The organism is Affinirhizobium capsici (assembly GCF_977018625.1).
The window spans coordinates 1,078,223-1,097,494 of the sequence record NZ_CDRNXD010000004.1 but is presented as its reverse complement, the minus strand read 5'-3'; the positions used below and the strand labels follow the sequence as shown (position 1 = coordinate 1,097,494).

Below are 19,272 nucleotides of genomic sequence, written 5' to 3'. Positions count from 1 at the left end.
AGGCTATAGCGCCTCATGCGCAGCAAGCTCGCCTACCCGCTTGGCGATGTCGCGCAAAGATGAATGTGGGCATTGATTCAACAAATCTAAGAGATGACGATAGAAATCCGGGAAGCCAACCGAGAGCGAACGTTCAAAATAGCCAGCTGCCGCGGCTTCGTCGCTGTTCGCCAGGCAAAGCCTTCCAGCATTCAGCATAGCCCAACAATCTCCGGCATCTGCCCCCGCCACAAACAAAGCCATTGCCGCGGAACGATCCGCTTCAACCACGCGCCCTTCCTCGTGGAAAAGCCCCAACATGTTCAGCGATTTTGCATGTCCCTTCTGAGCCGCCTCCACATAGAGCGAAAAGGCGGCCGCATCATCCTGTGAGACGCCAGCCCCTCTCACATGAAGATCGGCAAGATTGAACATGGCCCAGACATCGCCTTTATGTGCCGCGGCCTCATAATAGGCCGCAGCAGTGGTAGCATCGGCTGATGTTCCCCAGCCTCGTTCATAGGCACGACCCAACATGTTCAGCGCCGGGGCTTCGCCGCTACGCGCAGCTGCCCGAAACTGCTCAATGGCCTGCTCATAATCGCCCCTGTCCAAGTGCATCTGGCCAAGCGCTAGCTGTGCCTCAACGATCGTAGGCTGGCCTTCCGTCTGCATTATAATTCAGCCCAGCGTCTCAGAAGGTTATGATAGTGGCTGACCAAGCCAAGGACGGCGGCGTTATCATCCCCCAACTGCTGGCGGGTCTGGATGATTGCGACATCCAGGTCGTAAAGCATTGCCCGCTGACCATCATCCCGAACCATGGATTGCGCCCAGAAGAAGCAGCCCCATCGGCTCCCCTTCGTGACTGGCATGACCCGGTGGAGACTGGAGGATGGATAGACGACCATATGGCCCGCCGGGAGCTTGATCGCATGTGTGCCGTAAGTGTCTTCAATAACCAGCTCACCGCCTTCGTAGTCATCCGGATCAGTGAGAAAAATCGTCGTGGAAACATCGGCGCGCATGCGCATGCCACCCGTGCCCGGAACCGTGCGAATGGAATTGTCGACATGCGCGCCAAAGGTCATGCCAACATCGTATCTATTAAACATTGGCGGCAAGACACGGAGCGGCAGTGCCGCAGAATTATAAGTTGCATTACGACCAAGCGCTTCCAGAACAAGTTCACCCAGTTCAAGCGCTTCCTCGCTATCGACCGGGATCTGAAGATTGTTTTTGGCTTTTGCTGCCTGGTCTCCAGCGGTGATCCGACCGTCGACCCATTGTGATGTTTCCAATACGGAGCGGAAATGTCGCACCTCTTCCGGCGTCAGAACATCGGGAATTTCTATCAGCATCGTCAGGCTTTCTTTCACGCACGAAAACGCGCGCCGCACGAAGCGGCGCGTGTCGGTTCAGTCTTGCTGCACATCAGAAGGTGGTTCCGATGTTGAGCATAACCGTACGTCCAGAAGACGGAACGGCACGTCCGCCCTGAGCCGACTGGTAGTTCTGATGATCAGTCAAATTATAACCGTTCAGAGACACCCGGAACTTGTCAGTCTGATAGGAAAGAACGGCATCGAAGGAGAGCGTCTGCGGAATCTTCTGCGTATTGGCCGTATCCAGCCAATAGGAGCTTGCATAAAGGAAGCCACCGCCAATCTGCAGTTTCCCCGGAAGAGCAGCAGAAACTTCTTCGGCCAGCGTATAAGTCGTCCAAAGGTTGAAGTTGTGCTTGGAAACGTTCGGCGCCTCGTGGCCAATGTCAGCCCGTGTGGCTGAAGATGTGATTTCTCCATCCAGGAAAGCGTAGTTCGCCAACACGTTCCACTTATCGGTGATCTGGCCGCTGATACCTGTTTCGACACCACGTACACGACGACCTGTCGGGGCATCGCCCGCACCTGCAGGAAGGCCGGTAACTTCGTTATAGGAGTTATCCTTGTCTACCTGGAAGACAGCACCCGTCAGGCCCAGAGCTCCGTCGAGAAGGTCCAGCTTCCCGCCCACTTCCCACGTATCGGAAACTTCGGGAGCAAGCGGCGAAGTGCGAGATGGCAATTCGCTGGCATTGCCTGTCAACGCTGCGATGTCTGTGGAAACTGGCTTATGTGTGCGGGCGAAAGAGGCATAGAGAGACAGGTTTTGGTTCGGCTCCCAAATCACGCCAAATGATGGATTGAGATCAGTGCTGCTTTGCGAGGCTTGCGCGCCGCTCTGCTCCAATTCAGTCTTGAAGTAGTCAAGACGAACGCCGCCCAGCACCGAAAACTGATCTGTCAGATAGAGACGATCATTGGCAAAGAGACCAACATTGGTCGCATCCAGCGTGCGCTTGGCGGCATAGTTGTAGACAGGTGTGAAGTTGTAGTTATAACGCGGATTGAACAGTGACTCCCGGTTACGGTTCGCCCAAGTCGGCCAACTGGCGTCTACGCGCTCATCATTTTGATAGCTGACATCCAGTCCCACGACAGCCTTGTTCTTGAGACCGCCAAGATCGAATTCCATCTGAGCCGAACTGACGTTCTGAGCAGCCCAACCGTCCTGCTTGTAGGTCAGGCCGCCGCCAGCGCCGAGACCATAGGTAGCGGAAGTCCTGCGATTAAAGAAATCGGTTGCGCAAGTGGTGGCGGCAGCGGTCGCCGTCGCAGCTGTGTTTGCGCAGGAGCCAGGAACTGTGCCGCCAAAGTCGCGTCCGTAGAACGTCAGGCGAGTATCGTTGGTTAATGTCAACCAATCATTCACTTCTGACTTTAAGCTGGAGCCCAGCATGTGGTTGTTCGTCACGTCTTGATTGGTTGAGCGAACATAGGAGATGGAGGGGTCGAACCCATATTCAGCTACGGGCAGGTAGATCCCGTCACGACCGCGGACCATTGGCTGGCCATAATCTGGCACACCATCACCGTGCAGATAGCTGTAGCTCAGATGCCACTCGGTGTCCGTACCAAGGCCCATGCCCAGGTCGACTGCGAAGCCGCGGCGATCCGCAGTGACGTGATCACGATCCGCTACATCCTGCTTGTGGAACACGCCATTAATGCGAACGGCTGTCGTCTCATTAATCTTGTAATTGGTATCAACGGTCGTGCGATAGGTAGGACCGCTGCCGACGCCCTGATCAACCCTAGTGAAATTTTCCAGGCGCGCACGCTTGGTAGCCTGATTGATAAGGCCGCCGGTGTTTCCTGCCCCGAAGTTATCGCCCGATGGGCCTTTGAAAACCTGAATATCTTCGGTGTTAAACGTATCGCGGGAATAGACACCGAAGTCGCGGAGACCATCGACATAAATATCGCTACGTGCCTGGAAACCACGAATGCGGAACTGGCTACCATTCTGGCCGCCATTGCCCTCGCCGGTTGAAAGGGTGATGCCCGGCACATTGCGCAGCGCCTGCTCCAATGTCGTTGCACGCTGCTGTTCTATAATTTCAGCCGGAACGACATTGACGGTTCTCGGCGTTTCTTTGATCGATGCATTAAGCCGCGCAATACCTGTGTTGCGCTGGTTCGTGTTAGCTGACTTTCCGCCCTCACCGCTGATCGTGACCCGTTCCAAAACAACTTCATCGCCAGTTGCTGCGCTTGCTGGCTTTGCCTTGGCAGCCGAATTCTGTGTTTGCGCAATTGCTGGAATGGCAGACATTGACACGGCGAGGCCCGCCGTAGCCGCCGCGCCAGACATCAGTGGACGAAGCGAACCCATACGTAAATCTTGATGCATCATACTCTCCTGAGACCCTCAGACAAATTCTGATCCGCGCCGCCCCGACGCAACCGTGACACAGCTTTCGCAATGTCGCCGCAAACTTGTCTATTTTTCTCCACTATTAATTCCGTAAACTGGAGTCAATAAGTCTTAATAGCGATAAACAAAAATATGATTATAAAATTCAGGTATATTAATTTTCGCGCATAAGGCGACCCCGCAAACGAAAAAGCCGCACCAGTATCTTGCTGGTGCGGCTTCTAAAATTCTTACCAAGGACCGGGGCAGGCTTTACTCTGCGTTATCCTCCGCACCCGTTTCAGGTGCGGGGCCACCCAGATCGCCAGTCTCTGCCACAATCTCCTCAGGCAGAATGCCGCTCTCCTCGCCCTCGCCTTCCGGCTCGCTGATACGCTCGACCGATACCACCTTCTCGTCCTTGGCGGTTGAGAAGATTGTAACGCCCTTCGTTGCGCGGCTTGCGATTCGGATACCATCAACAGGGACGCGGATAAGCTGACCACCATTGGACACCAGCATCAGCTGATCCTTGTCCTCTACCGGGAAGGCAGCAACCAGTTCGCCGATCTCGTTGGTCTTCGAGGTGTCAGTTGCACGGATACCCTTGCCACCACGACCGGACGTACGGAAGTCGTAAGAAGAAGAACGTTTGCCGAAACCGCGCTCCGAAATCGTCAGCACGAACTGTTCATGCTGCTTCAGATATTCGTAACGCTCATCAGAGAGCTGACCTTCTTCTGTCACCTCTTCGCCGACCAGAGCGATATCGTCCTCATCGACACCAGCCGCACGACGTTCAGTCGCGGAGCGCTTCAGATAAGCCGCACGTTCCCATGGTTCAGCATCCACATGGCCAACTATGGTCATAGAGATCAGACGATCTCCATCGGCAAGAGAAATACCGCGGACACCAATCGAGTTGCGACCAGCAAACACACGAACATCATCAACAGGGAAGCGGATGCACTGCCCCATAGCCGTCGTGAGCAACACGTCATCACCTGGCAGATTCAGGTCAGAATTAGGCGGTGAGCACGTTTCAACAGACAGAATCTCATCGCCCTCTTCTTCAAGCTTCATCGCAATTTTTCCGTTGCGATTGACCTGGATGAAGTCGGACAGCTTGTTACGACGCACCGTACCGCGCGTCGTTGAGAACATCACGTCGAGGTTTTCCCAGCTCTTCTCATCTTCTGGCAGCGGCATGATCGTCGTGATGCGTTCGCCGGGTTCCAGCGGAAGCATATTGATCAGAGCCTTGCCGCGAGACTGCGGCGTACCGATCGGCAGACGCCAGACCTTCTCCTTGTAGACGATACCACGCGAGGAGAAGAAAAGAACAGGCGTGTGCGTGTTGGCGACAAACAGGCGGGTGACGAAATCCTCGTCGCGCGTTGCCATTCCAGAACGGCCCTTGCCGCCGCGACGTTGCGCACGATAGGTCGTCAGCGGCACACGCTTGATGTAACCGAGGTGCGAAACCGTCACCACCATGTCTTCGCGGGCGATGAGATCCTCATCGTCCATATCCGGTCCGCCGTCCATGATTTCCGTCCGGCGCGGTGTGCCAAACTCATCGCGAACAGCCGTCAACTCGTCCTTGACGATCTGTTGAATGCGAATCCGCGAGGAGAGAATGTCCAGATAATCGCTGATCTCCGCACCGATCTTGTTCAATTCATCGGCGATTTCATCGCGACCAAGGGCGGTGAGGCGTGCCAGACGCAGTTCGAGGATCGCCCTCGCCTGCTCTTCGGACAGATTATATGTACCATCATCATTGATGCGGTGGCGTGGGTCATCGATCAGACGGATGAGCGCATCTACATCCTTCGCAGGCCAACGCCGCTCCATCAACTGCTCGCGTGCAGTCTGCGGATCGGGCGCACGACGGATGAGGTTGATGACCTCATCGATATTGGCGACAGAAATCGCCAGACCAACCAAGACATGCGCACGCTCACGTGCCTTGCGAAGCAGATATTTCGTGCGGCGGCTGACGACCTCTTCGCGGAAGGTGACAAAGGCCTTCAACATATCGAGCAGTGTCAACTGCTCAGGCTTACCGCCGTTAAGTGCCACCATGTTGCAGCCAAACGATGTCTGCAGTGGTGTATAGCGATATAGCTGGTTCAGGATGACATCGGCATTCGCATCGCGCTTCAACTCGATAACGACACGGTAACCTTGCCGGTCGGACTCGTCGCGTAGATCCGATATGCCTTCGATCCGCTTGTCCCGAACAAGTTCGGCGATCTTCTCGATCATCGTCGCCTTGTTCACCTGATAGGGAACCTCGGTGATGATGATCTGCTCACGATCCCCGCGCATCGGCTCGACATGCGCACGGCCACGCATGATGACAGAACCGCGACCCGTCTCGTAAGCGGATTTGATGCCTGAGCGACCGAGGATCAAAGCACCCGTCGGAAAGTCCGGCCCGGGTATGATCTGCATCAAGTCGGGCAATTCAATCGAAGGGTTGTCGATGAGGGCCACACAGCCGTCAATCACCTCAACAAGGTTATGCGGCGGGATGTTCGTCGCCATACCAACCGCGATACCGCCAGCCCCGTTGACCAGAAGGTTGGGGAACTTGGCTGGAACAACGACCGGCTCCGACAGGGTGCCATCATAGTTGTCGCGGAAATCGACCGTTTCCTTATCCAAATCGTCGAGCAACGAATGGGCAGCCTTTTGCAGGCGGCATTCGGTGTAGCGCTCAGCGGCTGGTGGATCGCCGTCGATCGAGCCGAAATTGCCCTGACCGTCGATCAAAGGCAGGCGCAAGGACCAGTCCTGGGCCATACGCGCCAAAGCGTCGTAAATCGCGGCGTTCCCGTGCGGATGGTATTTACCCATCACGTCCCCGGTTACGCGCGCGCATTTCACGTATTTCTTATTCCAATCGATGCCCAGTTCGGACATGCCATAAAGAATACGGCGGTGAACTGGCTTAAGGCCGTCACGAACGTCGGGCAGCGCACGGCTCACGATAACGCTCATCGCGTAATCGAGATAGGAACGCTGCATCTCTTCCATAATGGAAATGGGTTCGATGCCAGGTGGCAGCTTTCCGCCGCCAGGAGTGCTCTGTTCAGTCAAATCGGATACGATCTCTGTTCGGAATCAGTCTGGTGTATATAGCCGATGTCCTATTCAAACGCCAATTTTGAGGCGGGTTTTGAACAGTTCTTTGCGGCTGCGATATGGCCGGAAACATAGTCAGGCAGCGTTAGATAAGACATGTGCCGTTTCCCACAGTCAAAGGCTGTAGCAGGTACTCAACACAATGGCCACCTTTGCTTCTCAGCGGCCTGCTTTTACCGTAAAGCTGAATTCTAGACTCGCAGCACCATAAGATAAGAATGAGGGAAAAATGGCCACCACAGACAGCATCATGAGCGCGTTCACCACGCTGCTGGTGACATTGGACCCACCTGGTCTCGCGCCGATCTTCCTTGGCCTGACCGCCGGAATGGATCGCATCCACCGTAGACAGGTCGCTGTTCGCGGCACCATGATCGCATTCATTATTCTAGCAACCTTCGCGATATTCGGCGCAGGTATTCTATCTCTCCTCGGCATTTCCATGGGTGCTTTCCGCATCGCGGGCGGCCTTCTCCTGTTTTGGATTGCGTTCGAGATGATTTTCCAGAAGCGTCAGGAGAGAAAAGAAGAAACCTCCAAGGTCGCGATTACGATCGACCACATTCAGCATATCGCTGTGTTCCCGCTCGCCTTGCCGCTGATCGCAGGTCCTGGTGCAATTTCTGCAACGGTGCTTCTGGCGGGTTCATTTTCGGCGCCCCTGGATCGCACGCTGCTGATCGCTATGCTGGCAATCTGTATGGGCGCTGTACTTGCTGCACTTATTGTCGCGGAAAAGCTGGACCGCTTCTTAGGAATGACGGGACGTGCATTGCTCACTCGTCTTCTCGGTGTGCTGCTGGCCGCACTATCGGTTCAGTTCGTCGTTGATGGAATCAAATCGGCTTTCAATACTTGAAAATCTTACCAACAAAAAAAGCGGCCAAGTCATGCTCGACCGCTTATTACATGAAATGAATCAGAACGGGATGTCATCATCAAGATCGCGGGCAAATCCACCACCGCCGCCGCCAGCGGAAGAGCCGCCACGGCTGGAACCGGAAGAACCACGATCATAGTCATCGCCGTAACCGCCACCAAAGTCACCACCCGAAGAGCTGCCGCGGCCACCACCGTAGCCTCCGCTTCCACCAGCACCGCCACCTTCCCCGCGCCCATCCAGCATGGTGAGCGTTGAGTTGAAGCCTTGTAGCACGATTTCGGTGGAATAGCGATCATTGCCATTCTGATCCTGCCACTTGCGAGTCTGCAACTGGCCCTCAATGTACAGCTTTGCGCCCTTCTTTATGTACTGCTCAACGACCTTGCAAAGACCTTCGTTAAACACAACAACTGTGTGCCATTCCGTCTTTTCGCGGCGTTCGCCACTATTGCGGTCTCGCCAGCTTTCAGACGTTGCGATGCGTAGGTTGGCGATTGGGCGACCATCCTGGGTACGGCGAATTTCAGGGTCTGCGCCCACATTCCCGATCAAGATTACCTTGTTGACGCTACCTGCCATTTCATCACCTTGTCTGCCACTTGGTGGCATAGTCCAATTTGCGTTTTCCGCACTCTACTCCATCGCCGGTGCGACGCGGTCAGGATAAGATGTTAATCCACAGTAAATGAGCGCAAAAATTGTTCTTTATTTGTTCTAATAATTCTCTATGATCCTGTCAACTCAATCGAACGTAGAGGTGACGCGGAGGCATAAACCTCCCCGCCGACGCCTCGACAGCCGCCGATCTATCACTACATAACGGACTGACCTCCCACAGAGCCTGGTTAAAATGAGCGAACTCAAGACGATCTCCATTCGCGGCGCGCGCGAACATAACCTCAAAGGTATTGACCTCGACCTGCCCCGCAACAGCCTGATCGTGATGACCGGTCTTTCAGGCTCAGGCAAATCGTCGCTCGCCTTCGATACCATTTATGCCGAAGGCCAGCGCCGCTACGTGGAAAGCCTCTCTGCTTATGCGCGCCAGTTTCTTGAAATGATGCAAAAACCGGATGTGGACCAGATTGACGGTCTATCTCCGGCAATTTCCATCGAGCAGAAAACCACTTCGAAGAACCCGCGCTCGACAGTCGGTACAGTCACGGAAATCTATGACTATATGCGCCTTCTGTTTGCGCGTGTCGGTGTACCTTACTCCCCTGCGACAGGACTTCCCATCGAAAGCCAGACTGTGAGCCAGATGGTGGATCGTGTGCTGGCGCTTGGCGAAGGAACGCGTCTCTACATCCTTGCACCACTCGTGCGTGGTCGAAAGGGTGAATATAAAAAAGAACTGGCTGACCTTATGAAAAAGGGCTTCCAGCGCGTGAAAGTGGACGGTCAGTTTTACGAAATTGCTGAAGTCCCCGCTCTCGACAAGAAGTACAAGCACGATATCGACGTCGTGGTAGACCGTGTCGTGGTGCGTAACGATATCAGCGCACGTTTGGCAGATAGTCTTGAGACCTGCCTTAGGCTGGCAGATGGTTTGGCCGTTGCGGAATTTGCGGATAAACCGCTGCCTCCAGAAGAAACATCGGCTGGCGGTTCCGCCAACAAGTCGCTGAACGAAACGCACGAGCGCGTTCTCTTTTCAGAAAAATTTGCCTGCCCCGTATCAGGCTTTACCATCCCGGAAATCGAGCCCCGTCTGTTCTCCTTCAACAACCCATTCGGTGCCTGCCCCACTTGTGATGGTCTTGGCGCTCAGCAAAAGGTCGATGAGAATCTGATTGTTCCTGAACCGGAACGAACCTTGAAAGATGGCGCCTTGGCTCCGTGGGCCAAGTCCACCTCTCCTTATTACAATCAAACCCTCGAAGGTCTTGGTAAAGTCTTCGGCTTCAAGCTTTCGGATCGCTGGTCGAAACTTTCGGCAGAGGCCAAGCGTGCAATTCTTCAGGGAACGGAAGAGAAGATCGAGTTCAATTATGCCGATGGCGCTCGATCCTATAAAACGACCAAAACCTTCGAAGGCATCGTCCCAAACCTAGAGAGGCGCTGGAAGGAAACGGATAGCGCCTGGGCTCGCGAGGAAATTGAGCGTTATATGTCTGCAGCGCCCTGCCCGGCGTGCAATGGCTTCCGGTTGAAGCCAGAAGCGCTGGCAGTCAAGATCGATTATATGCATATCGGTCACGTTACCGAAATGTCGATCAAGAAGGCGCGTGACTGGTTCGAAGTTCTGCCCTCAAAGCTCAATACGAAGCAAAACGAGATTGCGGTTCGTATTCTCAAGGAAATCCGCGAACGTCTGCGGTTTCTGAACGATGTCGGTCTCGATTATCTCAGTCTGTCGCGCAATTCGGGCACGCTTTCCGGCGGTGAAAGCCAGCGCATTCGTTTGGCCTCACAGATTGGCTCAGGTTTGACTGGCGTTCTCTATGTTCTGGATGAGCCATCTATTGGTTTGCACCAGAGAGACAATGCACGCCTGCTCGATACGCTGAAGCACCTGCGAGACATCGGAAACACCGTTCTCGTGGTCGAGCATGATGAAGATGCGATCCTCACGGCAGATTACGTGGTTGATATTGGCCCCGCTGCGGGCATTCATGGCGGCCAGGTGATCGCTGAGGGAACGCCGCAACAGGTTATGGATAACCCCAATTCGCTGACAGGCAAATATCTGTCGGGCGAGCTTGGCGTAGCGGTTCCTGCAGAACGGCGTAAGCCTAAGAAGGGCAGAGAGATCAAGGTTGTTGGCGCTAAGGGCAATAACCTGAAGAACGTTACAGCGTCGGTCCCGCTCGGCCTCTTCACAGCTGTGACTGGTGTATCGGGCGGTGGAAAATCGACCTTCCTGATTGAAACGCTCTACAAGGCCGCCGCACGCCGTGTCATGGGCGCACGCGAAATCCCAGCAGAACATGAACGCATCGATGGGTTCGAGTTCATCGATAAGGTGATTGATATCGATCAGTCGCCCATTGGCCGCACACCGCGCTCTAACCCAGCCACATACACCGGGGCCTTCACGCCGATCCGCGATTGGTTCGCGGGTCTGCCGGAAGCCAAGGCGCGCGGCTATCAGCCGGGACGATTTTCGTTCAACGTCAAAGGTGGGCGTTGCGAAGCATGTCAGGGTGACGGCGTTATCAAGATCGAAATGCACTTCCTTCCTGATGTGTACGTGACGTGTGATGTCTGCCACGGCAAGCGCTATAACCGTGAAACGCTCGACGTCATGTTCAAGGGCAAATCCATCGCGGACGTGCTGGATATGACGGTGGAAGAAGGCGTTGAATTCTTCTCTGCCGTACCTGCCGTTCGCGACAAGTTGCAGGCGCTTTTTGATGTGGGACTAGGCTATATCAAAGTGGGCCAACAGGCGAATACCCTTTCCGGCGGCGAGGCGCAGCGCGTCAAATTGGCCAAGGAACTCTCGAAACGCTCAACTGGACGGACGCTTTATATTCTCGATGAACCCACCACGGGATTGCATTTCCACGATGTCGCCAAGCTTTTGGAAATGCTGCATGAATTGGTTAACCAAGGCAATTCTGTTGTGGTTATCGAGCACAATCTCGAGGTCATTAAGACGGCGGACTGGATTATCGATATCGGACCCGAAGGCGGAACGGGCGGCGGTGAAGTCGTGGCCGTTGGCACGCCTGAGGAGGTTGTGAAGGAAAAGCGTAGCTATACCGGGCAGTTCCTCAAGGAACTGCTGGGCCGCAGGCCGCAACGTAAGATGAAGGCGGTGGCAGCGGAGTAAGCCTCCGCTGTTGATGGAGGAGGATGACTATGACGGCGGCTCGCTCAACTGGTGTGATTAGAACAGGGATCGGAGGTTGGACCTTCGATCCTTGGGATGAGAGCTTTTATCCCCCAAAGCTGCCAAAGAAACGGCAATTGGAGTTCGCCAGTCGCGAACTGACTGCCATTGAAGTCAACGGCACTTACTATTCCAGCCAAAAGCCTGCGACTTTCGCCAAATGGGCGTCCGAAGTCCCAGAGAATTTCGTCTTCTCGCTAAAGGCAAGCCGATATTGCACAAACCGCAAGGTTCTTGCTGAAGCCGGACCTTCTATCGAAAAATTCCTCACCCAAGGCATAGCGGAGCTTGGGCCGCATCTTGGCCCAATCCTCTGGCAATTCATGGGTACAAAAAAGTTTGAGCCGGAAGATTTTGAGGCGTTTCTGGCCTTGCTTCCAAAGACGCTTGATGGCTTACCCTTGCGGCACGTTGTGGAACCAAGGCACGAGAGCTTCTGCACGCCGGAATTTATAGAGATGATCGCCAAACATGGCGTGGCCGCTGTTTGTGCCGATCACACGGACTACCCAATGTTTGCAGATGTGACGGCTGATTTTGTCTACGCCCGCCTTCAACGAGGCTCGGACGATGTGAAGACATGCTATCCAAAATCAGATATCAGCCGGTGGGCGGAACGCTTCAAAGCCTATGCGAAAGGCGGAGTGCCAGAAGATCTTCCGCTCATCTCACCGGAGCGGCAGGTCAACAAAACCCCTCGCGATGTCTTCGCCTACTTCATATCAGGCGGGAAAGTGAATGCGCCCAATGGCGCACGTGAGCTGCTCAAGGCTTGTGGCGAGTAAGTAAGTTTTGAAGTGCTGCCGGGATGTGATGGATCAGATCTTCTGCTGTCATTCCAACATTTGCTCTACTGGCCGCAGCCCCATGAAGCCACACAGCTGATGCCGCTGCTTCAAAGGCTGGAAGTCCTTGCGCTAGATTAGCGCCCGCAATGCCAGCCAGCACATCACCCGATCCGGCCGTGGCGAGCCATGCGTGTGCATTCTCATTGATGAGCAGCCGGCCATCTGGTGCTGCGATAACCGTATCGGCACCCTTGTAAACAACGACCGCATTGGATCGTTGAGCGGCCCGTTTGGCCCGGTCGAGTTTTCCGATCGTCTTGTCGGCCGCAAGATCCGGAAAGAGGCGAGCGAATTCCCCTTCATGAGGTGTCAGAATAAAGCGGGGCTCGTGCCCCGAACCCAGTTCAAAAAGAATGTCGGGCTGTTGAGAAAATGCAGTGATCGCGTCTGCATCGAGAACCATCGGCTTTTCAGCGCAGGCACGCACGAAGCTTCTTAATTGCTCTCCCACGCCAAAGCCGGGTCCGATGACGAAGGCGCTAATTTTACCCCCCGACAGCCAGGATTGTAAAGTGGGAACGTCATCAACCTCACGCACCATCACGGCCGTCATAGCGGAAGCATTGACGGAAAGCGCCTCGGCGGGCGTCGCTAAAGTCACCAAGCCAGCGCCAGCACGTAGACCTGCCTCTGACGTCATTCGAGCGGCGCCGGTATGGCTTTGTCCACCGCCGAAGACAACCAGATGGCCGCGTTTATATTTATGCACATCCTGATGTTGGCTGTGAAAATAATGCGTCCAAATGGATGGCGCGTTGACTGCCACTGTTCGGGCGTGGCGCTTGGCTATGCGCGCGGGCATACCAATGGCTTGCACAGAAACCTCTCCGCACAGAATGCGCCCTGGCAGGAGGAGATGTCCGGGCTTCCGCGCTACAAAAGTAACTGTTCGCTGAGCCTTGAAAGCAATCCCTTTTGCCTCGCCGGTCAGGCCATCGATCCCGCTGGGTAGATCAACTGCGACGATAGGACATCCAGTCTCATTAATACGTTCAATGAGTTCAGCAAGCGGGGTCGAAATGTCGCGAGTGAGCCCTGCCCCAAAAACTGCATCAATGATCACATCACCGTCTTCTACGCGGTAGTCGCCAAGGTCGCCGACGACCAAACCGAGAGCGGAGAAAGCATCTGCAGCCGCACCTTTCAGCCTTTCAACGCTTCCGAAAAAATAAGCGGCAACGCTGGCTCCGGCTTCAACAAGCGCGCGAGCCGCAACGAAGCCGTCGCCTCCATTATTGCCAGGCCCACACAACACTACATAGCGTCTCGCCTCCGGGTAATGCCGCAACACATCGGCAGCGACAGCCTGACCGGCCTGCGTCATAAGATGCGCGATGGAAATTCCACTGTTGGCTGTTTCCGTATCCGCTGCTGCGGATTCGATAGGAGTGAGTAGGAATGGATCAATCAGCGACATCTTTATGCATCTTTCGTAAAATTTCAGCGGGCGGGTCGCGGCAGATATCAGAGGTGCGCCTATTATTCAGTCATATGCCTATTTTTTAGAACCATTGCCGTGCCGCTTCACTGATCAATTTCATCTCCTCTTCACCGCACCCCACGAGTCTTGCAATGTGCTTACGAAGGTCATAGCCTGCATTTCAACAGGAGAAAGCGTCCGCAGGAGGCGCGGGAGTTTTTCAGCAACCGACATCCAATTTGGCACAATAAGTGCATATAAGTTGCAAGGCGGGTATAACCCGCCTTCAAGGGAGAAGCGGAGAGTAGTTTTCTCATGAAGAAAATTGAAGCGATCATCAAGCCTTTCAAACTGGACGAAGTCAAGGAAGCGCTTCAAGAGGTCGGATTGCAGGGCATCACCGTGACCGAAGCCAAGGGTTTTGGTCGCCAGAAGGGGCATACGGAACTTTACCGTGGCGCCGAATATGTGGTGGACTTCCTGCCGAAGGTGAAGGTGGAAGTTGTTCTTGCGGATGAAAATGTGGATGCTGTCATCGACGCTATCCGCAACGCGGCACAGACTGGACGCATCGGCGACGGAAAGATATTCGTGTCGAACGTTGAAGAAGTAGTCCGTATCCGTACCGGTGAAACCGGCGTAGACGCTATCTGATAAACCTGACCGCACAGAACCGGATACAGGCTAAACAATTATTGCAATGGGAGATTCCATGACGACCGCTAGCGACATCATGAAGCAGATCAAGGAGAACGACGTCAAGTTCGTGGACCTGCGCTTTACCGACACGAAGGGCAAGCTGCATCACGTAACCATGGACGTCAGCGCTGTTGACGAAGACATGTTCGCAGATGGCGTCATGTTCGACGGTTCCTCGATCGGCGGCTGGAAGGCAATCAACGAGTCCGACATGGTGCTTATGCCTGACCCGGCAACAGTGCATATGGACCCTTTCTTTGCCCAATCAACGATGGTGGTCATCTGCGACATTCTCGATCCCGTATCGGGCGAAGCTTACAACCGCGATCCACGTGGCACAGCCAAGAAGGCCGAAGCCTACCTCAAGGCTTCCGGCATTGGTGATACGGTGTTCGTTGGCCCTGAGCCGGAATTCTTCGTTTTCGATGACGTGAAGTACAAGGCTGATCCGTTCAACACCGGCTTCAAGCTCGACTCGTCTGAACTCCCAACGAACGACGATACCGACTACGAGACTGGCAACCTCGGTCACCGTCCGCGCATCAAGGGCGGTTACTTTCCTGTTCCTCCGGTCGATAGCCTCCAGGACATGCGTTCTGAAATGCTGACGGTTCTGACCGAAATGGGTGTAGTTGTCGAAAAGCACCATCACGAGGTCGCTTCCGCACAGCACGAACTGGGCGTGAAATTCGATACGCTTGTTCGCAACGCAGACAAGATGCAGATCTACAAGTATGTTGTGCATCAGGTTGCGAACGCCTACGGTAAAACAGCAACCTTCATGCCTAAACCCGTCTATGGTGATAATGGCTCTGGTATGCACGTTCACCAGTCTATCTGGAAAGACGGCAAGCCAACCTTTGCTGGCGATGAATACGCGGGCCTTTCTGAAAGCTGCCTCTATTATATCGGTGGCGTAATCAAGCATGCCAAGGCCATCAACGCCTTCACAAACCCGACGACCAATTCCTACAAGCGGTTGGTGCCAGGTTACGAAGCGCCTGTGCTACTTGCCTACTCCGCGCGTAACCGTTCGGCTTCCTGCCGCATTCCGTTTGGCACTGGTCCGAAGTCCAAGCGCGTCGAAGTTCGCTTCCCCGATCCGGCTCAGAATCCATACCTGGGCTTCGCAGCCATGCTGATGGCTGGCCTCGATGGTATCAAGAACAAGATTCATCCGGGCAAGGCCATGGACAAGGATCTTTACGATCTGCCGCCGAAGGAGTTGAAGAAGATCCCGACAGTGTGCGGTTCGCTGCGTGAAGCGCTTGAAAGCTTGGACAAGGATCGCAAGTTCCTAACAGCTGGCGGCGTGTTCGATGACGATCAGATCGATGCCTACATCGAGCTTAAAATGCAGGAAGTCATGCGCTTTGAAATGACCCCGCATCCGGTCGAATTCGACATGTACTATTCTGTTTGATGAGATAGGCATGTTGCAATCAGAGGGCCGGCTTATTGCTGGCCCTTTTTTTTATTCAGCTTTTTTGCAGCTACAAGCTGGAACGTGGCACTATTTTAGCGCCAGCGCGTTTAGTCTTTGGTGATCTTGATGTCAGTTTTACGAATTCCCACATAGGTGAGGAAAGGAAATCTGAGCCATGAAACAGCGAAACGCAAAGTTTACGATCGGGGAAATCGTCCGCCACAAGGTCTTTCCGTTCCGGGGAATTGTGTTCGACGTGGACCCCGAATTTTCCAACACGGAGGAGTGGTGGAATGCCATTCCGGCTGAAATTCGACCAAGCAAGGACCAGCCATTCTACCATCTTCTCGCTGAGAATGATGAGACGGCCTATATCGCCTATGTCTCGGAGCAAAACCTCATCCACGACGATAGCGAAGAACCGCTAAAGAACCCGCAGGTAACGCAGATTTTTGACCGCGCGCCCTCAGGCGAATTCAAGCCTAAAGCAATCCTGGCGCATTGATGTCGAGATAATCTGAATCAAAAAAGGGCACCGCTGACGGTGCCCTTTTTTAGTATCAAGTTCTGAAAAATTACTGGCCTGTCTTGGCAGCGTTCTGTGCGTCTTCCAGCTTCTTGCGAGCTTCTTCGGCCTTCTTCTGCATGCTTTCCTGCAGGCTACGCTGGCTTTCAGCAAGCTGAGACTGTGAAATCGCCGCGCCATCAAATGCGCCGGTGAAGCCGCTCAGTGATACCTTGATTGGGTTCGGCGCACGACGGAAGTTGATCGAGGTGAAGACCACCTCTGTGCCCTTCTTGAGGCTTGCAATCATTGCGTCGGTCAGCACGGTTTCGGCCGTGCAACGGTCAGGAATGCAGAGAACGTAGTCCAGCTTCTGACCCTTGCCGCCGTCGATCTGCATCATTACGCCTGGCTGAATAAGACGTGCTGAAGGAACAGACACCTGCAGAATCTTGCGGTTAACCTTGCCTTCGACAGTGATAAGGCCAACAGCTGTGATCAGCTGGCCATTCTGGGAAAGAAGTACGTTCTGGACTGCGCAAACATCGCTCTCGTCCTGCTTGTCACAGGTCTTGAACCAACCCAGCGGGGGTGCGCCAGCCGGAGCGGCATCTTGCGCCAGCGCAGCCACAGGGGCAGCGCCGAAAGAAAGTGCGAGGGCGGACATAGCTGTCCGCAGAACCTTGTTTGCCTTAAGCATCATACCGAGATCCGTCTCCTGAAAGCGGTGTTCTGGAAGCAGCATCGCCGCTTCTTGTGCCGGGTGTCGTGTCGCTCCACTGTCTTTTAAATGAGGCAATTGAATGACCCACCGGCTTGGGGACACCTGTTACAATGCGTCGCCAGATATATCCAGCCTTTGTTTGGTGATTAGGCTGCAGTGTTCGAAGTTTTCTTGCGCCCGGTTGGTTTTCATCAAGGCAATAGGTTAGTTTTGCGTCGAATCGGACATTGAAGACGAGATAACGATGCGCAAGCTTTCCATGCTATCCCTCATTCTGCTCTTGCTGGCGGTGCCCGCTCAGGCTGAAGCGGTGCACGGAATCGCAATGCATGGCGAACCTTCCCTCCCCGCAGATTACAAGCATTTTCCCTATGTGAACCCTGAGGTAAAAAAGGGCGGCAGCGTCGCCTATGGTGTCGTTGGCACGTTCGACAGCCTGAACCCGTTTAATCTCAAAAGCATCCGCACCACAGCAAGGGGCATGTGGGACCCGTCTTTCGGCAATCTCGTCTACGAATCGCTCATGGTTCGCTCGGCCGACGAGCCATTCACTCTTTATGGTCTTCTAGCAGAGAGCGTTGAGTGGGATGCCGAGCGAAGCTACATCCAATTCAATCTAAACCCGAAGGCCAAATGGTCTGACGGTTTACCTGTCACGCCAGAAGACGTTATCTTCTCGCTGGAAGTGCTGCGCGACAAGGGTAGAACACCATTCAACAACCGCCTAAAGCCTGTCGAAAAGATGGAGCAGGTGGGCGAACATAGTGTGCGCTTCACCTTCAACAAGCTTGCCGACCGTGAGTTTCCGCTGATTCTTGCCTCTGGTACGCCAATTCTGCCGAAGCATGTCATCGATCCCGAAACATTCGATCAATCGACATTGCAGACCCCAATCGGCTCCGGCCCCTATCGCGTCAAGAGAATCAATCCGGGGCAACGCATTGTTTATGAGCGAGACCCGAACTATTGGGGACGTGACATTCCATCCAAGGTCGGCTTTGACAATTACGATGAGATTTCCGTCGAATATTTCCTTCAGGAAAACACGCTGTTCGAAGCTTTCAAAAAAGGCGCGGTTGATATTTACCTCGAAGGAAGCCCGACGCATTGGACGCGGGGGTACGACTTTCCCGCTGTAGTGACGGGTGATGTCGTGAAGGATGTATTCCGCCCTGCTCTGCCCTCCGGGATGCTTGGTTTCGTCTTCAATCTGAGGCGTCCTGTTTTCCAAAACGAAGGTCTTCGCCGAGCGTTGACGCTAGCCTTCGATTTTGAATGGGCAAATCGCAATCTTTATGATGGGGCCTATACGCGAACTCAAAGCTACTGGCAGAATTCGGACCTCACATCGCTCGGACATCCAGCCGATGAAAAGGAGCTGACGCTTTTGGGCGATGCAGCCAAAAGCATGCCAGTTGAGATTATTGAGGGAAAACCTCTTTTGCCTGAAAGCGACGGTTCAGGGGGAGACCGCGCTATCTTGCGCAAGGTTGTTGAGCTGTTCAAGCAGTCGGGCTACTTGATTAAAAACGGGCAAATGGTGGACGGCAAAGGACGCCCTCTGACTTTCGAGATCATGACGCAGAACCAGGATCAGGAGAAAATCGCTATCTCCTACCAGCGTACGCTCCGCATGATTGGGGTTGGCGTTGTCATCCGTACAGTCGATGATGCACAATATCAGAGCCGTTCCGGCAGCTTTGACTATGATGTCATCATGAAGTCCTATCCGTCTTCCCTTTCCCCGGGCATTGAGCAGATTGGTCGCTGGGGTAGTGATTCCAAGGAACGACAGGGTAGCTTCAACTTCGCGGGGCTCTCCAGCCCGGATATCGACCGCGTGATAGACGCAATGCTCAACGCCCGTTCTCGCGATGATTTTGAAACCGCCGTTCGTGCCTACGACAGGCTTCTGCTGGCCGGTTCCTATATGGTTCCGCTCTACCATGTCCCAGAACAATGGGTTGCCCGCTGGAAATATATTCAGCATACGGACAAACTTCCGCTTTACGGCTTTCAGCTAACCACATGGTGGGACGCCCGAGCCCAGAAATGAAAC

General features: G+C 54.3%; 14 protein-coding genes. 7 read left to right on the top strand and 7 right to left on the bottom strand.

Features of this window, described 5'->3' with window-relative positions; translation table 11 throughout:
• Positions 1 to 3: 3 nt before the first annotated feature.
• The 4 genes from AC0JZ1_RS08655 to gyrA form a co-directional block, all read right to left on the bottom strand.
• Positions 4 to 654, bottom strand: coding sequence for a tetratricopeptide repeat protein (locus AC0JZ1_RS08655; protein ID WP_471881977.1), 651 nt, complete (start codon positions 652 to 654; stop codon positions 4 to 6).
• Entirely contained in the window at positions 654 to 1,340 is a 687-nt protein-coding gene (locus AC0JZ1_RS08650; RefSeq protein ID WP_471881976.1) for a Fe2+-dependent dioxygenase, read from the bottom strand. The genes AC0JZ1_RS08655 and AC0JZ1_RS08650 overlap by 1 nt, the downstream gene beginning before the upstream one ends.
• 73 nt (positions 1,341 to 1,413) lie before the next feature.
• Complete coding sequence (locus AC0JZ1_RS08645; RefSeq protein ID WP_471881975.1) at positions 1,414 to 3,714, bottom strand: TonB-dependent receptor; 2,301 nt, start codon at positions 3,712 to 3,714, stop codon at positions 1,414 to 1,416.
• A 276-nt stretch (positions 3,715 to 3,990) separates the two neighbouring features.
• Positions 3,991 to 6,825, bottom strand: a complete 2,835-nt coding sequence (gyrA, locus tag AC0JZ1_RS08640; protein WP_471881974.1) for a DNA gyrase subunit A — start codon at positions 6,823 to 6,825, stop codon at positions 3,991 to 3,993.
• A 274-nt stretch (positions 6,826 to 7,099) separates the two neighbouring features.
• On the opposite strand from gyrA, the gene AC0JZ1_RS08635 reads away from it, so the two are divergent.
• A complete protein-coding gene (locus AC0JZ1_RS08635) occupies positions 7,100 to 7,729 on the top strand; it encodes a MarC family protein (protein WP_471881973.1) in 630 nt (209 codons plus the stop codon).
• Between the two features lie 60 nt (positions 7,730 to 7,789).
• Here the strand turns inward: AC0JZ1_RS08635 and AC0JZ1_RS08630 are convergent, their stop codons facing one another.
• A complete protein-coding gene (locus tag AC0JZ1_RS08630; protein ID WP_471881972.1) occupies positions 7,790 to 8,332 on the bottom strand; it encodes a single-stranded DNA-binding protein in 543 nt (180 codons plus the stop codon).
• Between the two features lie 271 nt (positions 8,333 to 8,603).
• On the opposite strand from AC0JZ1_RS08630, the gene uvrA reads away from it, so the two are divergent.
• Positions 8,604 to 11,531 carry an excinuclease ABC subunit UvrA gene (gene uvrA, locus AC0JZ1_RS08625; RefSeq protein ID WP_471881971.1) on the top strand — a complete coding sequence of 976 codons (2,928 nt, stop codon included), beginning with the start codon at positions 8,604 to 8,606 and terminating at the stop codon, positions 11,529 to 11,531.
• Positions 11,532 to 11,560: 29 nt separating this feature from the next.
• Positions 11,561 to 12,376 (top strand): DUF72 domain-containing protein, encoded by an 816-nt coding sequence (locus AC0JZ1_RS08620; RefSeq protein WP_471881970.1) that lies wholly within the window; start codon positions 11,561 to 11,563, stop codon positions 12,374 to 12,376.
• Here AC0JZ1_RS08620 and AC0JZ1_RS08615 read toward each other — a convergent pair.
• A complete protein-coding gene (locus tag AC0JZ1_RS08615) occupies positions 12,357 to 13,856 on the bottom strand; it encodes an NAD(P)H-hydrate dehydratase (RefSeq protein WP_471881969.1) in 1,500 nt (499 codons plus the stop codon). The genes AC0JZ1_RS08620 and AC0JZ1_RS08615 overlap by 20 nt on opposite strands.
• A 318-nt stretch (positions 13,857 to 14,174) precedes the next feature.
• Between AC0JZ1_RS08615 and AC0JZ1_RS08610 the strand changes: the two genes are divergently transcribed.
• The 3 genes from AC0JZ1_RS08610 (at position 14,175) to hspQ (ending at position 16,489) form a co-directional block, all read left to right on the top strand.
• Positions 14,175 to 14,513, top strand: a complete 339-nt coding sequence (locus AC0JZ1_RS08610) for a P-II family nitrogen regulator (protein ID WP_062554525.1) — start codon at positions 14,175 to 14,177, stop codon at positions 14,511 to 14,513.
• A gap of 58 nt (positions 14,514 to 14,571) precedes the next feature.
• On the top strand, positions 14,572 to 15,981 hold the full coding sequence (gene glnA / locus AC0JZ1_RS08605) for a type I glutamate--ammonia ligase (RefSeq protein ID WP_471881968.1): 1,410 nt from the start codon (positions 14,572 to 14,574) through the stop codon (positions 15,979 to 15,981).
• A 178-nt stretch (positions 15,982 to 16,159) separates the two neighbouring features.
• Positions 16,160 to 16,489 carry a heat shock protein HspQ gene (gene hspQ / locus AC0JZ1_RS08600; protein ID WP_471881967.1) on the top strand — a complete coding sequence of 110 codons (330 nt, stop codon included), beginning with the start codon at positions 16,160 to 16,162 and terminating at the stop codon, positions 16,487 to 16,489.
• 70 nt (positions 16,490 to 16,559) lie between these two features.
• Here the strand turns inward: hspQ and AC0JZ1_RS08595 are convergent, their stop codons facing one another.
• Positions 16,560 to 17,192 carry an invasion associated locus B family protein gene (locus AC0JZ1_RS08595; RefSeq protein ID WP_471883399.1) on the bottom strand — a complete coding sequence of 211 codons (633 nt, stop codon included), beginning with the start codon at positions 17,190 to 17,192 and terminating at the stop codon, positions 16,560 to 16,562.
• A 265-nt stretch (positions 17,193 to 17,457) separates the two neighbouring features.
• Between AC0JZ1_RS08595 and AC0JZ1_RS08590 the strand changes: the two genes are divergently transcribed.
• Positions 17,458 to 19,269: an extracellular solute-binding protein gene (locus AC0JZ1_RS08590; protein WP_471881966.1), complete on the top strand. Its 1,812-nt coding sequence runs from the start codon at positions 17,458 to 17,460 to the stop codon at positions 19,267 to 19,269.
• The last annotated feature ends 3 nt before the right edge of the window (positions 19,270 to 19,272 follow it).